Genomic DNA, 13,335 nt, shown 5'->3' on the forward strand with positions numbered 1-13,335 from the left:
ATTAGTTTTGGATCCGTCGGCGCAACTTGCTGAAGAGCGCCGGGTTATCTCTCCGCAAGTGCCACGGGTTCCCGACCATGCGGGAATTCGCATTTATCTCGGATGGCCCTCAAACGTGCTGGAAACGCCTCCGGCGCCTCTCTCGTGCATAAGGATGCCCCATGCCTCAGTCCCCTCCCGCCGCCGGTAAAGTTCCCGGCGGTGCGCCCAAAAAGGCTTCTCGACCTGCACCTGCCGAAACTCTCTCAATGAACTTTGCAGAACCGCAGGCAGAAGGTGGCGAAACGCATCAGGTTGCCGGAGGAGACGTCGCGGTCTTGACGACGGCACATGGCATCCAGGTTGCCGATGATCAGAACAGCCTGAAACAGGGTGCGCGTGGCCCAACCTTGCTGGAGGACGCGCATTTCCGCGAAAAACTGTTTCATTTTGACCATGAAAGAATCCCCGAGCGCGTTGTCCATGCTCGCGGCTACGGTGCGCACGGCTATTTCGAACTGACGGAATCCTTAAGCGACGTCACCCGCGCGGATGTCCTCCAGCGGGTCGGCGAACGCGTTCCCGCTTTCGTGCGCTTCTCCACGGTCGCAGGGTCCAAAGGCTCCGCCGATCTGGCCCGCGACGTGCGCGGCTTTGCCGTGAAGCTCTACACGCAGGAAGGCAATTGGGACATTGTCGGCAATAATATCCCTGTCTTCTTCATACAGGACGCGATCAAATTCCCCGATTTGATCCACGCCGCCAAGCCGGAGCCGGACCGAGACTTTCCGCAGGCGCAGACTGCACATGACAATTTCTGGGACTTTATCAGCCTGACGCCCGAAAGCTTCCATATGGTGATGTGGACGATGTCGGACCGCGCTATTCCGCGTTCGCTGCGCACAATGGAGGGCTTTGGCGTCCACACCTTCCGCCTCGTCAATGCGGATGGCAAATCGACCTTCGTCAAATTCCACTGGAAGCCCAAGCAGGGCCTGCAATCGGTCATGTGGAACGAGGCGGTCAAGATTAACGGCGCTGATCCTGACTTCCATCGTCGCGACCTGTGGGACGCGATCAACGCCGGGGACTTTCCCGAATGGGAGCTAGGCGTTCAACTGTTTGACGATGCGTTTGCCGACAGCTTCGACTTCGACGTGCTGGATGCAACCAAGCTGATTCCGGAAGAATTGGTGCCTGTCCGCATCGTTGGGCGTTTGGTTCTGGACCGGGTCGTCGACAATTTCTTTGCCGAAACGGAACAGGTCGCCTTCATGACCCAGAATGTACCGCCGGGCATCGATTTCAGTAACGACCCGCTGCTCCAGGGCCGCAATTTTTCCTATCTTGATACTCAGATCAAGCGTCTGGGCAGCACCAACTTCACCCATTTGCCGATCAACGCACCCAAATGCCCGATGGCCCATTTCCAGCAGGATGGGCATATGGCGATGCGCAATCCCAAGGGGCGCGCCAATTATGAGCCCAATAGCTGGGGGGCGGCGCAGGGCGGTCCGCGCGAAGACCCGGTGCGTGGCTTTAACAGTTTCACGCAGGAGGCCGATGGCTCCAAACAGCGGGTCCGTTCAGAAAGCTTCGCCGATCATTACAGCCAGGCGCGACAATTCTTTACCAGCCAGACGCCGATCGAGCAGAAGCATATCGGCGACGCTATCGTGTTTGAACTGAGCAAGGTCGAACGTCCCGACATTCGCTCACGAACCGTCTCGCACCTGATCAACATCGACGCTACTCTGGCGCAAACTGTTGCTGACGGGCTTGGTCTTGCCTTGCCCGACCCGGCAAAGGCTGCGCGACCCAGCATGATGGACCTGCCGACGTCTGATGCACTGAGCATCCTCAAAAACGGGCCGGACAGTTTCAAGGGGCGCAAGCTGGGCATCCTCATGACCGACGGCGCTGATGCTGTCGTCTTTAATGCGCTGGTAAAGGCGGTCGACAAGGAGGGTGCGGTTTACGAGGTTGTCGCGCCCAAGATCGGCGGCGTGACCCTGTCGGATGGCACAGCGGTTCCGGCCAAACAGAAGATAGACGGGGGGCCCTCCGTTCTGTTCGACGCCATTGCCGTGGTGGCGTCAGAGGAAGGCGCTGCGCTGCTAGCCATGGACGCGGCCGCCAAGGATTTCGTCACGGATGCCTTTGCGCATTGCAAATATATCGGTTTGACAGCCGAGGCGCAGGCCTTGTTTGAAAAGGCAGGGATAGCCGATGATCTGGACGAAGCCTGCCTGCCGCTGGCGACAGCAAAGGATGCCCGGTCATTCCTGACCGCTTGCCGGGCGTTGCGCTACTGGTCGCGCGAACTGACGGTCGATCTGGACGCCCAGCCCGACGCCTGATCGCGGATCTCTACGAAAATCAACGGGGAGATGGCTTCACGCCATCCCCAACCACGCGCGCGAGAGGATGACACTCTATGCGGATCGGCATCATCGCCCATCTCAAACATCCGATAGCCGAGCCCTTTGCCGGTGGATTGGAAATGCACACGCATCTGCTGGCAAGGTCGCTGAGGGATCGAGGCCATGCAGTGACTCTGTTCGCTTCATCTCGATCGCAGCCGGGGATCAATCTGGAAGCGATCTGCGCCGAAACCGCGATACAGACTGTGGGTACGACCGAAGCCAGCGACGTGCCCTTCTTTCGCGAGCATCATGCCTATCTCAGTCTCATGACCGATTTACGCCATCGCGACTTCGACATCATCCATAACAATTCGCTCCATTATCTGCCTGTAGCTATGGCCGACAGCCTGCCCATGCCGATGGTGACGACGTTGCACACGCCGCCCTTCTGCTGGCTGGAAAGTGGTATCCGCCTATGTACAGCGCGCAGCCACAGTTTCGTCGCCGTGTCGCGCTCGGTTGCCGCTCTCTGGAACCACGTCACACATAGCGACGCAGTGATATGGAACGGCATCGACCTGCAAAAATTTGCTTTCCATCCTCAGCCCGCCGCCGATCCCTATCTGGTCTGGTATGGCCGCATCGTCCCGGAGAAGGGATTGCATCTGGCGATCGAAGCTGCCCGGCGCATTGGCCTTTCGCTGAAGATTGCAGGGCCAATCCTCGACGATGATTATTACCGGACACAGATTGCACCGGCGCTGAGTCAGGATGTCGCTCATGTCGGACATCTGACTCACGAGCAACTCGCCCACCTCGTTGGCGGCGCGCGCGCCTTCCTCTGCACACCCATGTGGGATGAACCTTATGGCTTGGTCGTTGCCGAAGCGCTCGCCTGCGGCGTGCCGGTCGCGGCCTTTGCGCGCGGGGCGATCCCTGAAATATTGGATTCCAAATGCGGGGTCCTTGCAGTTCCGGATGACGTGACCTCGCTGGCCAACGCTGTGCTGGCCGCGTTGGCGCTGGACCGCAGCGCGTGTCGGACCAGAGCGGAACAGATGTGCGATGCCGACCGCATGGTCGATAATTATGAGGCGCTATATCTGCGTCAGATTGCCAAGGCGGCTTCAACTGTCTGCAGCGAAAAAACAGCATCCATCCATCTGATGCCCTCGACACGCCTGCCCCATTCGGCATCAAGCCCTAGATCGGCCTCGCTTGGCTGACGAGCGCGCCATGACGCTGTGCGTCTGCGTGCCTGCGCGGAATGAGTCGGCACGCCTGCCGATATTGCTCGATGCGCTTGCGATGCAGGACTGGCCCGATCCGATCCCGGTTTCGATAGCCATCAACAACAGTGGCGACAATAGCCGCGCTGTTGTCGAGGCCGCCCGCCAGCGTCACGCCGGGCGGCTCAATATAGGCATAACCGAACATATCTTCGCGCCGGACCTTGCGCACGCCGGATCAGCCCGGCGGCTGGCAATGGACAAGGGCCTCGAGCTTCTGCCTGCACTGGACAAGGCTGCTCTCGTCAGTACGGACGCCGACAGCCGCCCTCCGACCGACTGGCTGCGCAATATCGCCGCTGCCTTTTCGCGTGGCGCCGACTTGGTGGGCGGCCGGATTGACATAGATGGCGCAGAACCCCTGCCACCTCAAGTGCAGCGCTTGCGCATGGCATGGGACCGGTATTGGGTGAACGTCCGTACCATCGAGGATATGATCGATCCTCTGCCCTGGGACCCCGCGCCCCGCCATGGTGATCATACCGGCGCTTCGCTCGCCATTCGCGCTGCGCTTTATCTCGCCTGCGGCGGTGTTCCCGCAATCGCGAGCGGAGAGGACCGCGCGCTCGTAACGGCAGCACTCGCCCAGGGCGGGCGGCTTGTCCATCCCGTCATGGTCTCCACACGGGTCTCGCCACGGCTGGATGGACGCGCGGACGGCGGCATGGCGGCCGGGATGCAGACATTGTTCGCGAGCGCCCAAAAAAACATCTCACCCATGGCGCCAGCCTTCACCCATTGGCACGAACGCGCGCACTGGCGCAGGCAATTGCGTATGCAGCCCGATGGCGCTGCTTTGATCGCTTTGCAAGAACCCCTGCTGCCCCCGATGCCGCATGACATGGTGCTGGAACTCCAGCCATGACCCGTCGCCCTATCGGCTACTATGTTCATCATCATGGCGCCGGCCATCGCGCGCGGGCGGAGGCGATCGCCGCCGCCATCGACTGGCCTGTCGTCCTACTGGGCACGGGGCTGGGCACGACAGGGATTGACCTGTGCGATGACCGCCCCCTTTCTGGCAGCTTCGACGGTGTGGATGAGACGGCTTCACGCCCCGCTGCCTTGCACTACGCGCCTCTGGACCATGAAGGCGTACGGTCCCGCGTGGCCCAGATCGCCCAGTGGATCGCAACCGCGCGGCCTGCATTGCTGGTGGTCGATGTTTCGGTTGAAGTGGCGATGCTGGCCCGCCTCGCATCGGTCCCCACCATCTATGTGCGGCTTAACGGCGATCGCAGCGACTTAGCCCATCTTGACGCTTTCAGGGGCGCGACAGCGCTGCTTGCGCCGTTTCATCGCGACTTGGAAATGGCATCGACGCCGCCGTGGATCAGGAACAAGAGCCGTTATCTTCCCGGCATTACGCCAGCCACACCGGATCATCTTGCCGAAGATAACAGGATACTCGTGGTGATCGGACGGGGCGGCCCGCCGGGCGATGGCTCAGCGATCGCGCAAGCGGCCCGTGCCTGCCCAAATATGCAATGGCGGGTGATCGGGCCGGTAACCTCAACGACCGATCGACCCGCAAATCTCGATCTGGCTGGATGGGTCAACGATCCGGTTCAAGAAATCGCCCGCGCTGGGCTGATAATTGGCGCTGCAGGAGACGGTTTGGTGAGTGCGGTTCTTGCTGCCAACCGTCCTTTCCTCTGTATCCCCGAGGACCGCCCTTTTAACGAGCAGTTGGCTACAGCGCTCGGGCTGGGTCGGCTGAACGCTGCAGTCGTTCTGGAAACATGGCCGTCTCCCGACCATTGGCCAGGCTTGATCCGCCAAGCAAAAATGCTCCCGTCGCAATGCCGCAAGCGTCTGCACGATCGCGATGGCGTAGATACGGCCGCTCGCTGGCTTGCGGGAATGGCCGCGGCTGCTGTTCAAGAACTGGACCCTGTCGCATGACCCTATCCCACCATACCCGTTCCAGCATCGACAGCCCGATCGCGCGCGCGGAGGCGATCACCCCCACCCTTGTCGCGCTTGGCAGCCGCTATGATGCCGCACCAGTCTTTCCGGTCGAGAGCCTGAAGGCGCTGGTCGCAGCCGACATCCATCGCACGTTCGCTCCCATCGAAAGCGGCGGCGAAGCCTTTGAGGACGCCGCCGCCCGCAACCAGTGTTTGATGCGCATCCTGCGGATCGTCGGTCGCGCAGACCTTAGCGTCGGACGGCTCTATGAAGGCCATGTCAACGCACTCGCATTGTTCGACTGGTTTGGCTCTGCTGCTCAAAAGGCCGAATTGGGCCGAAAACTTGATCAGGGCGCCTTTTACGGTGTGTGGGCCACCGAGCCGCCGCCGGGCGTGCAGCTATGCCAATCCATACTGCGGAGCGGCAAGTCTTTCGCGACAGGCGCAGGGGGACTTGCCTATGCCATCATCACCGCGCAGCCCGAACAGGGCGAGCGGCAACTGGTCGTCGTTCGTGCCGACGAACCCGCCCGGACAGACCTGTCGCAATGGCGGGTCAGGGGTATGCGGGCAACGGGCAGCGGCCTCTATGACCTGACGGGCATGGCGATCGATCCATCTCACCTGCTGGGCCGGCCCGGCGACTATGACCGCGAACCGCGCTTCACCACCGGCGCCTGGCGCTTTACTGCCGTGCAACTGGGTGGAATCGAGGCGCTGCTGACGCAAACGCGGCTCGCCATGTCTGATGCAGCGCGCGCCGATCCGCTGCAACGCGCCAAATTCGCCGACGCTGTTGCTGCGGCCCGCACCGCCTATCTTTGGATCCGCGAATGCGCACTCCGCGCTGCGCACGACGATCCCGATGGTCCCGCTTTCGCCCGCATGACGCGCGGCATTGTTGAGCGTGCAGGTCTGGACGTGATGGAGTTGGCGACGCGCATCATCGGCACGCGCAGCGCGATGGACGGCGAAAGGATCGATAAAATCATCCGCGACCTCAGCCTCTATCTGCGACAGGGCGGACCTGACTATGCCCGCGATCAGGCCGCGCTCGCCTGGCTGGACCATGACGCATGGGGCGCGGAGGACGCCTTGTGGTAGGTCTCTCTCTATCTGCGAAGCCGTGGCGAACGCTGCGTTGGCTGGTTCTTGCGCCCCATCCCGATGATGAGACGCTGGGGGCTGGCGCGCTTATTGCTCAGACGGCGAAGTCGGGGCGGCTGGCGGGCCTTGTCTATCTCACCGACGGGTCTGGTTCGCATGAGACAATGCCGGGCAGGTCGGGGACATTGGTAAGCAGCCGAAAGCGCGAAGCCGCCACCGCCTTTCACCGCCTGACGGGCAACCGCAATCAACCGCCGGTGCATCTTGACTGGCAGGACGCCTCCCCCGTCCCGCCGGGACATCCTGCTTTCGATCGCGCCGCGCGACGGCTGACCGCACTGTGCCGACGCTGGCAGGTCGATGCTCTGGCCGTCACTGCCCATCACGAACCCCATTGCGACCATGAAGCCGCTGCACAACTGGCCTATGCAGTGGGAAAGCGGAGCAAGGGCAGGCTGGTAATTGCCGAATATGTCGTCTGGGCTCTGCCGCCGACCTCCTCCAGCCATCGCGAATTGCGCACCGCGCCCATGCTGCGCGGACAGCGCCGCCTTGCCCTGGCCGCGCACCGCAGCCAGCTTACCGTGTCCCACGGTCCCGGATTTCGGCTGCCTGCTACGCGTCGTGCGATGCCCGCCAGCGACATCCTCTACCTGCGGAGAGCCTCATGACGCGGCGCAAGGCCAGCCTGGATCGGGCTTATTTCGAGACGATGTTTCGTTCGACCGACGATCCCTGGGATCTGGAAAGCAGCGCTTATGAGCGGGATAAATATGCCCACAGCATCCGTTCGCTGGGCGGGCGCACCTATGGATTGGGTTTCGAGATTGGCTGCGCAAAGGGCGTACTGACGCAGTCATTGGCGCCCCATTGCCACGCATTGTTGGCGATCGACATCAGCGAAACCGCGCTCAAGGCCGCCCGCGAGCGCTGTGCCGCGTTTGACCATGTCTCCTTTGGCCAAATGGCTTTTCCGGGACAGGCACCGGTGGGCGGCATCTTCGACCTCATCATCCTGTCCGAAGTCGCCTATTATTGGGATGATCACGACATCGGCCGCGCCGCCCAGTGGATCACCGGCCATATGGCGCCCGGCGGCGACATATTGCTGGTCCACTGGACTGGAGACACCGATTACCCCCAGAGCGGCGATGATGCGGTGCATAAAATGCAGGCCGCACTTGCCCCAGCCATCACCGAGATCACGGCGCAGCGGACGGCCAAGTATCGCCTTGATCTATGGCGCGTCTGCGCATGACCTTGAGCGTACTCACGATCGTCAAGAACCGATCGGCGCATCTGGCGCAACTGATCGAAGGTCTGCGCCGCAGCACGCATTGTCCCGACGAACTCATCATCGTCGACATGGCCAGCAATCGGCCGATCCATGCCCAACAAGCGCGATTTCCAATTCATGTCCTACGTCTTGATGGCCCAGGACTGCCACTCGCGGCAGCGCGGAACGCGGCCGCGCGGGCGGCCAAAGGGGACAAGCTGTTGTTCCTGGACGTCGACTGCATCCCGATGCGCGCACTAACAGGGGCCATCACGCAATGCCTGAAAGACCATGACGCGCTGATCTGCGCCGACATACGCTATCTTGGCCCTGACGATGCCCGTGGCGAATGGGAGGAAGCGGATCTTCTTTCGCGGGCGCATGGACATCCTGTTCGACACTTTCCTGCAAACGGTCTGCGTCAGGAGGACAATGCCGGTCTTTTCTGGTCGTTGGCATTCGGCCTGCATCGCCAGAGATTTTTTGATCTGGGCGGGTTTGATGAAGCGTTTACCGGCTATGGCGGCGAGGATACCGACTTCGGCTTCCGCGCGCGGGAGGCAGGCCTGCCCCTGCTGTTCATGGGCGGTGCTGGTGCCTTTCACCAATATCACGACGTTTTCGAACCCCCGCTTCAGCATCTGAACGACATTGTCCGCAACGCGAACCTCTTTCGGAAGCGCTGGAATATATGGCCGATGGAAGGATGGCTCGACGCCTTCGAGACAGCCGGTTTGATTTTACGGTCCGGGCACGGAATTCATGTGCTTCGTCAACCAAGCGACGTCGAAATTGAGCATGCGCGAATGTTGCAGCCCGTTTCGCCCTGACAGAGAGGGACAGCAACATGTGCGCAGGCGTGGCGCGGATCATGTTGCCGCGCCAGTCTATCGGCGCAACATGACAGCGAGGGGACTCGGATTTGTGCGCTTCAGCGTCAACTTGCTTCGATTTGTATTTCCGAATCTGACGATCGCAAATGTCCACCGAGCCAAAGGTCGCTGCCAACGGTAGCCGACTGGACCCGCTCACTCATAGTCAACAATGCGCCCCCTTGTGGCCAATCAACGCCGGGCGGGGGGCAAAATGTCGCGAACTCCGGTCATCGGGGCATGACAGCCAGGCGTTGGGCGGGTAGTTCAGACTGAGATAGCGGAGAGTGTAGCTGATGGCTGGCGTGTGGTTTGACGAAATGACGGTTGGGCAAATATTCGAGCATCCCATCCGGCGCACCGTGACGGAAACGGACAATGTGCTGTTCACCGCGATGACGCACAACCCGGCCCTGCTCCATCTGGACGAAGAATATATGCGCGGGACCGATTTTGGTCAGCGCATCGTCAACAGTGCGTTCACGCTGGGCTTGATGGTCGGCATTTCCGTCGGCGACACGACGCTGGGCACAGCGGTCGCCAATCTGGGCTGGGACGAGGTTCGCTTTCCCAAGCCGCTGTTTCACGGCGATACCATCCATGTCGTCAGCGAAGTCATCGAACTGCGTGAAAGCAAGTCGCGGCCCAATGCAGGCATCGTCACCTTCCTGCATCAGGCCTTCAATCAGCATGGTGAGTTGGTCGCGAGTTGCAAGCGCTCCGGCCTCCAGTTGAAAAGGCCACAGGGATGACCGCACCGATCCGTTCCTTTCTGTTCATTCCCGGCGACAGCGAAAAGAAGCTGGGAAAGGCCGATAGCACAGGCGCCGATGCGCTGATCCTTGATCTGGAGGATTCCGTTGCTCCGCCCAACAAAGCGCGCGCGAGAGAGATGGTGACTGCCTTTCTCATGGCACGCCCGCGCGAGCAGCGAACGTCGCAATTGTGGGTCCGGGTCAACCCGCTCGACACCGACCTGCTGCTGGGTGATCTGGCGGCAGTCGTCGCTGGCGCGCCGGACGGGATCATGCTGCCAAAGGCTAATGGGCCGGACGATGTGCGCACGGTTTCGCTTTTCCTTGATGCGCTGGAAGTCCAGGCGGGCATCGACGCTACCAGCATCAAGATTTTGCCGGTCGCCACCGAGACCGCGATCGCACCGTTCCGTCTTGGCGACTATGCTGCAGCCAATCTGGCGCGGCTGGCCGGTCTCACTTGGGGGGCTGAAGATCTGAGCGCCGCCGTGGGCGCAAGCACCAATCTGGACGCAAGCGGCGAATGGACACTGACATATAAGCTGGTCCGTTCGCTGACATTGCTCGGTGCACATGCAGCAGGCGTGGCGGCGATCGATACCTTGTTCGTCGATTTCCGCGACGAGGAAGGCTTGCGCGCATCATGCCGCGCAGCCCGCGCGGAAGGATGGAGCGGCCGTATCGCCATTCATCCCGCACAGGTCGCGCCGATCAACGAAAGCTTCATGCCAACGGTTGCCGAGGTTGAGCATGCCCGCCGGGTCGTCGCGGCCTTTGAGGCGGCCGATGGCGCGGGGACGGTCGGCCTGGATGGCAAGATGCTCGACATCCCCCATCTCAAGCAGGCCAACAACGTGCTGGCTCAGATTGCCGCCTACGTGCGCCGCTGATCCGTCTGGCATAGAGGGATCACCGGGCGCTTCGATCTTCAAGCCTCCCGATAGCGGCATATCGTAGGATAGACCGCCAGTGACGGTAAGGGCCTCGTGATCGAGAATGTCGCTCGGTATCCAAGGCACTTTGCGTCGTGACATACCGGCCTCCCCTTGTTGCCCATTATGCCTCGCTGCACAGGATATTTCTGACCGTCCCGTTCGGATTGAGCCCAAAGAACGGCGTTTGATTTCATAGTCACAATTGGTGCAGTCGGCCAATTCCATTATTTCGCAGCGCGACATCCAGATAGTGATGAAATGCTGGCGTTCTTCCCGCGTCGCGGGACCGCAACCACGCCAGCGCCACGACGGGTCGCCAAAGCGCCAAGTCAGGGGGTGAAACAGCCCCCATTGCCATGTAACTTTTGCGCAATCGCCTCGCTGCCCAGTCCCGCCACAGATTAGTCACCCAATCGGTAGGCCCGATGCCGAACCGCATCAGCATCTCGGATCGCACCGCATCGGCCGCCGGATGGCCCGACGCTGCCTTCGACCAGTCAATCACCCTCATGCCCTGTGGCGTCATCATGACATTACTAAGGTGAAAGTCGCCATGGATTAGCGCGTGTCCTTCAGGTAGAGTATTCAGATAGGCAATGGCAGCCCGTTGCAGCGCGACGGGCGCAGGGCCATGCGAGATGTCTGTAGCCAATACTTGTTTGAGTGGGCGCAACGCCCCTCCACTCTTCTGATGCATGGCGGCATGCATGGCCCCCATCCGATCCAGTGCCCACCCTGCCCGAAATGGCTTGCGGCGAATCCAGTCCATCAATGTCCCGCCTTCAAGCCGTGGATAAACGATGCCGCGCCGCCCGTCCCAAACCCACTGCCCGATCGCTGCCGCAGTAGGCACGCCGCAACCCTCTGCATAGGAGGATGCACCGGATTCCCGCGCAATCATCTCATCCGATACGCCTTCACGAAACAATTTGAGTACATGGCCATTTCCAAGGTCGAGCAGTTGCGCACTCTCGCCTCCGGCAATCAATCGTTGCGGTTCGCCAAACGGCGCAGACATGCTTGTTGGACCATCCATATCCCCTATTCCTTACGGTAAACCGCCCGCTATTCTACCAGAAATGGCGATGGTGCGTTGGAGCAAAGTCGAACGCGCTAACGAGCGGGCGTGATTCAAAGGCGAACAACTGGTGTTGTTCACGACGCGCAAGGGCGCGAAGGCGAGCGATCTTCAGTCATGGGGGCGCTCAAATGGCATCACCGAACTGGCCATTCCCCGTGACATTCGCGAAGTGGACGCGCTCCCGGTGCTCGGCACAGGCAAGCTGGATTATGTAACGATGGGGGGATTGGCAGCGGCATGACGCGCGTCATCTTGCTCGTTGGCAGGTGGTGAAATTCGGCATGTATCGCTGGATGCCGGTTCAGTTTCGCCGAATATTCCGAGCGCGCTCCCTCGCTCCCCAATATAGATTCCCGGCCATCCTCTTGGAACGGCCTGCCTGCTCGTCTAGACGTTGGTCATGCGGGGTCTGAACATCGCGATCGCAGGCTGCGGGCCGTGTGGACTGGCGGCGGCGCTGCTGCTGCATCGGGCGGGCCATCAGGTCACCCTTTTCGAGCGTTTCGATACGCCTCGCCCGATCGGTTCGGGCCTGATGATCCAGCCCACAGGCATGGCGGTCCTTGGCCGATTGGGGTTGCTGGACGACGTGTTGCGGCGCGGATCGCGCATCGACCGGCTGTTCGGCAAGGCGGGGGACCGGGTCGTCCTTGACGTTCATTATGCCGCGCTGCGCCACCGCGCTATGTTTGGCATCGGCATCCATCGCGCCAGCCTGTTTGCGATATTGCATGAGGCGGTCCTGCGAGCGGGGATCACCGTCCATACCGGGCGCACGCTCGTGGACAGCGAACCGGTCGGTGCGCAACGTACGTTGCGCTTTGCCGATGGCGAAACCAGCATCCCCTATGATCTTGTGGTCGATGCGCTGGGCACGCGCACGCCACTGGCGCCGCCGACCGGCCGGGAACTCGCCTATGGCGCACTCTGGGCCAGCCTCGACCTGCCGCAGGACGCGCGCTTCGATCCTCATGCCCTTGCACAGCGCTATGACCGCGCCAGCATCATGGCGGGCGTCTTGCCGATCGGCATCCCGCCTGGCGCTATGACGCCAAAGGCCGCCTTCTTCTGGTCGTTGCGCGCCGATCGGCTGGGCGACTGGCATCGGGCCGGATTGGGGCCGTGGAAGGCTCGCGTTACCGCGCTCTGGCCCGCATGTGCGCCGTTGCTCGACCAGATTGATGATCCCGACCAGTTGACCTTCGCCCGCTACGCGCACCGTACCCTGCGGTCACCGGCTGAGCGGGCATTGGTCCATATCGGCGACGCCTGGCATTCCGCCAGTCCCCAACTGGGCCAGGGCGCCAACATGGCCCTGCTCGATGCCTGGGCGCTAGCCAAAGGTCTGGCGGACGCGAACGGGGTGGATGAGGGGGTTCGTCTCGGCATCAAGCTGCGGCGACGCCATGTCCTGACCTACCAGTGGCTCACCGCCTTGTTCACGCCGGTCTATCAATCGGACAGTCGTTTGCTGCCCTTGATCCGCGATCGTTTTGTCGGCCCGCTGTCCAAATTTTGGCCCGCTACCAGCATACAGGCGGCGATGGTGAGTGGACTGGTCGCCGATCCGCTTGGGCCGCTGGGGCTGGAAAGTGCGCTTCATAGGCCCGCGCCAGAATCGGTGGCCGCGTGAGTACCAATCCTGCCAGCGAGCACGGCCCGATCATCGCCTTCGACGCCATGTGCGTGCTATGCTCCGCCAATGCCGCCTTCGTGCTGCGGCACGACCGGGCTCACGTCGCTGGCCCTGGATCGCAGCCAA

At 61.6% G+C, this 13,335-nt stretch carries 13 protein-coding genes; 12 read left to right on the plus strand and 1 reads right to left on the minus strand.

Features of this window, described 5'->3' with window-relative positions; genetic code table 11:
* Positions 1 to 248 precede the first annotated feature (248 nt).
* The 10 genes from katE to AC07X9_RS22110 all read left to right on the plus strand — a co-directional run bounded on the left by katE (position 249) and on the right by AC07X9_RS22110 (position 10,447).
* Positions 249 to 2,339: a catalase gene (gene katE / locus AC07X9_RS22065; RefSeq protein ID WP_086486357.1), complete on the plus strand. Its 2,091-nt coding sequence runs from the start codon at positions 249 to 251 to the stop codon at positions 2,337 to 2,339.
* A 77-nt stretch (positions 2,340 to 2,416) separates the two neighbouring features.
* Entirely contained in the window at positions 2,417 to 3,571 is a 1,155-nt protein-coding gene (locus AC07X9_RS22070) for a glycosyltransferase family 4 protein (protein ID WP_017183435.1), read from the plus strand.
* Positions 3,564 to 4,499 carry a glycosyltransferase family 2 protein gene (locus AC07X9_RS22075; RefSeq protein ID WP_017183436.1) on the plus strand — a complete coding sequence of 312 codons (936 nt, stop codon included), beginning with the start codon at positions 3,564 to 3,566 and terminating at the stop codon, positions 4,497 to 4,499. The genes AC07X9_RS22070 and AC07X9_RS22075 overlap by 8 nt, the downstream gene beginning before the upstream one ends.
* A gap of 242 nt (positions 4,500 to 4,741) precedes the next feature.
* Positions 4,742 to 5,539, plus strand: coding sequence for a glycosyltransferase (locus AC07X9_RS22080; RefSeq protein WP_241763652.1), 798 nt, complete (start codon positions 4,742 to 4,744; stop codon positions 5,537 to 5,539).
* Entirely contained in the window at positions 5,536 to 6,651 is a 1,116-nt protein-coding gene (locus tag AC07X9_RS22085; RefSeq protein ID WP_017183438.1) for an acyl-CoA dehydrogenase family protein, read from the plus strand. Before AC07X9_RS22080 ends, AC07X9_RS22085 begins: the two co-directional genes overlap by 4 nt.
* On the plus strand, positions 6,645 to 7,325 hold the full coding sequence (locus AC07X9_RS22090) for a PIG-L deacetylase family protein (protein WP_026002438.1): 681 nt from the start codon (positions 6,645 to 6,647) through the stop codon (positions 7,323 to 7,325). The genes AC07X9_RS22085 and AC07X9_RS22090 overlap by 7 nt, the downstream gene beginning before the upstream one ends.
* Positions 7,322 to 7,912 (plus strand): SAM-dependent methyltransferase, encoded by a 591-nt coding sequence (locus AC07X9_RS22095; protein WP_017183440.1) that lies wholly within the window; start codon positions 7,322 to 7,324, stop codon positions 7,910 to 7,912. Before AC07X9_RS22090 ends, AC07X9_RS22095 begins: the two co-directional genes overlap by 4 nt.
* Positions 7,909 to 8,760 (plus strand): glycosyltransferase family 2 protein, encoded by an 852-nt coding sequence (locus AC07X9_RS22100; protein WP_253204307.1) that lies wholly within the window; start codon positions 7,909 to 7,911, stop codon positions 8,758 to 8,760. The genes AC07X9_RS22095 and AC07X9_RS22100 overlap by 4 nt, the downstream gene beginning before the upstream one ends.
* Before the next feature lie 338 nt (positions 8,761 to 9,098).
* Positions 9,099 to 9,554: a MaoC family dehydratase gene (locus AC07X9_RS22105; protein WP_017183442.1), complete on the plus strand. Its 456-nt coding sequence runs from the start codon at positions 9,099 to 9,101 to the stop codon at positions 9,552 to 9,554.
* A complete protein-coding gene (locus AC07X9_RS22110; protein WP_017183443.1) occupies positions 9,551 to 10,447 on the plus strand; it encodes an HpcH/HpaI aldolase/citrate lyase family protein in 897 nt (298 codons plus the stop codon). The genes AC07X9_RS22105 and AC07X9_RS22110 overlap by 4 nt, the downstream gene beginning before the upstream one ends.
* Before the next feature lie 241 nt (positions 10,448 to 10,688).
* Here the strand turns inward: AC07X9_RS22110 and AC07X9_RS22115 are convergent, their stop codons facing one another.
* Complete coding sequence (locus tag AC07X9_RS22115) at positions 10,689 to 11,528, minus strand: phosphotransferase family protein (protein ID WP_100215222.1); 840 nt, start codon at positions 11,526 to 11,528, stop codon at positions 10,689 to 10,691.
* 112 nt (positions 11,529 to 11,640) lie between these two features.
* Between AC07X9_RS22115 and AC07X9_RS22120 the strand changes: the two genes are divergently transcribed.
* Together AC07X9_RS22120 and AC07X9_RS22125 are read left to right on the plus strand one after the other, a co-directional pair.
* Positions 11,641 to 11,814, plus strand: coding sequence for a hypothetical protein (locus AC07X9_RS22120; RefSeq protein WP_017183445.1), 174 nt, complete (start codon positions 11,641 to 11,643; stop codon positions 11,812 to 11,814).
* Between the two features lie 159 nt (positions 11,815 to 11,973).
* Positions 11,974 to 13,206 (plus strand): FAD-dependent oxidoreductase, encoded by a 1,233-nt coding sequence (locus AC07X9_RS22125; RefSeq protein WP_017183446.1) that lies wholly within the window; start codon positions 11,974 to 11,976, stop codon positions 13,204 to 13,206.
* The last annotated feature ends 129 nt before the right edge of the window (positions 13,207 to 13,335 follow it).

The organism is Sphingobium sp. GW456-12-10-14-TSB1, from assembly GCF_059424385.1.